This is a genomic window from Acidimicrobiia bacterium, assembly GCA_016650365.1.
GTDB lineage: Bacteria > Actinomycetota > Acidimicrobiia > Spongiisociales > JAENVV01 > JAENVV01.
The window spans coordinates 1-2161 of the sequence record JAENVV010000200.1 but is presented as its reverse complement, the minus strand read 5'-3'; the positions used below and the strand labels follow the sequence as shown (position 1 = coordinate 2161).

The 2161-nt window shown below is 62.4% G+C and carries 3 protein-coding genes; all 3 read right to left on the bottom strand.

Translation table 11 applies throughout. From position 1 onward, the window contains the following. Positions 1-214 (bottom strand): (2Fe-2S)-binding protein (locus JJE47_12155; protein ID MBK5268176.1); only part of this gene is annotated, 214 nt, incomplete at its 3' end. Then, on the bottom strand, positions 211-1983 hold the full coding sequence (locus tag JJE47_12150; protein ID MBK5268175.1) for an NAD(P)H-dependent oxidoreductase subunit E: 1773 nt from the start codon (positions 1981-1983) through the stop codon (positions 211-213). The genes JJE47_12150 and JJE47_12155, both read right to left, overlap by 4 nt. Before the next feature lie 3 nt (positions 1984-1986). After that, positions 1987-2161 (bottom strand): hypothetical protein (locus tag JJE47_12145; GenBank protein ID MBK5268174.1); only part of this gene is annotated, 175 nt, incomplete at its 5' end.

Genomic DNA, 2161 nt, shown 5'->3' with positions numbered 1-2161 from the left:
CCATGCCCTCTTCGGCAGGCCGGGAGCAGGCTGGCACGAGGGTGCGACTGCCTTCGACCTCGACCACACAAACCCGGCAGGCGTTGACCGGGGTGAGGTTCTCCAGGTAACAGAGTGTCGGTGTGTCAATCTCTTCAGAGCGACACGCCTCAAGCAGCGTGGCACCGTCCGGCACCGAAACCGACTGGCCATTGATCGTGACGGTGACGCTCATATGAGTCCTAGGTCGATAAGGGAACGCACTGCGGTCGCGGCCGTGTGCCCGAGGCCGCAGATCGAGGCATCTTTCATGGCAACGTCGATGTCGTCGATGAGTTGGAGATCGAGGTCGCCGTGCCCATTCAGTTTCCGAGCGAGGCTCTCCTCAATCCGAGCGGTGCCGACCCGGCACGGGACGCACTGGCCGCAGGACTCATCTCGAAAGAACTGGGCGAGTCGGCGGGCGACGTCGGTCATGTCGGTCGAGGTATCGAAGACCATGATGACCCCGGAACCGAGAGACACTCCGGCGGCCCGTGAGCCTTCAAACGTCAGAGGTATGTCGAGTTGGTCGCCGGTCACGAACGAACCGGCCGCTCCGCCGAGCAAGATCGCCTGGATGTCCCCGGTAGTCCCTCCTGCCAGGTCGAGGAGGTCTCCGAGTGTCGCCCCGAACGCCACCTCGTAGACGCCCGGTTTGGCAACCGCACCAGAGAGGCAGAAGAGCTTCGGTCCGGTCGAATCGGCCGTCCCCACCTGTGCCCAGGTCTCGCCGCCATGCTCAATGATGTCGATGACGTTGACGAGCGTCTCGACATTGTTGATGACGGTTGGCTTGCCAAACAGCCCCGACACGGTAGGAAACGGTGGTTTGTTGCGAGGTTCGCCGCGCTTGCCTTCGATCGAATTCATGAGGGCAGTTTCTTCACCGCAGATGTAGGCGCCCTGCCCACGCCGCAGTTCTAGATCGAACGCGAAACCGTGACCGCCAACATCTGAGCCAAGCAGCCCGGCTGCATAAGCTTCGCGGATCGCCGCCCGCAGGCGGGCCGTGGCGAGCGGATACTCGCCGCGAATGTAGACGTAACCCCGGGTGGCACCGGTGGCGAAACCGGCGATCGTCATTGCCTCGACCAGTGCGTACGGGTTCGATTCCATGAGGTCGCGATCTTTGAACGTACCCGGCTCGGACTCATCCGCGTTGCAGATGACGTACTTGTGGTCGGAGGCAGTCCTCGCAACGGCTTCCCATTTGATCCCGGCCGGGAACGCCGCCCCACCTCGTCCCCGGAGATTGGAAGCCTTGATTTCGGCGATGCTGCGATCCGGGCCCTGCGAAGCAGCGACAGCCAAAGCAACGTACCCGCCGCCTCGTTGATAGGCCTCGAGCGACTTGCCACCCGGTCGCCCGAGCAGCGTGGTCGACGCCGTGGAGACCGTCATCGGTTGAATGAGTCCATCAACCACGGCCAATACCGAAACCGGATTGGCCGGAGCGATCACCAGGTCGTCCTGGCCGGCGCGTTGGATGAACACAGCGGGCGCCCGATCGCATTGCCCGAGACAGGGGCTGGTCATCCACGTTGCCGGACCATCCGCCGATCGAGGCTCGCCAAAAACTGTCCGAAGAGCCGCGATGATCTCGACCGCACCACGATCACGACAGCAAATGTCGTCGCACACGTGCACGACGATGGGAGCCAGGGGAGTAGTCGAGATCAACGCATAGAAAGTGGCCACGCCGTACGCTTCGGCGGGCGGCACGATCAGGGTGGAACAGATGTAATCGAGCGCCCCCGGGCTGACCCAGCCGATCTCGGACTGAACGGCATCGAGAGCCGGGAGTAGGAGATGGCGAAGTTGCTGGGAACGGTGCAACCCCGAGAACGCCAGGCGTCCTTCAAGTGGGTTGCCATCCCATCCGGCTGGGAGCGAATCAAGGAGACCATCGACCGCGCCTCGCTCGGCGTCGGTAGCGGTCTTGTTCATCAGCTTGATATCGATGATCTACACCTTTTCGATTCGGATGGCGGTCGCCTTGAATTCTGCGGTTCCAGACTTGGGGTCCCAGGCGTCGAGCGTCAATTGGTTGACGTCTGCCTCGTCCGGATGGTGGAACGTCATGAAGGTGAGACCAGGTCGAAGTGAATCCGCATAGATGACTGGCACCTCGATGGCCCCT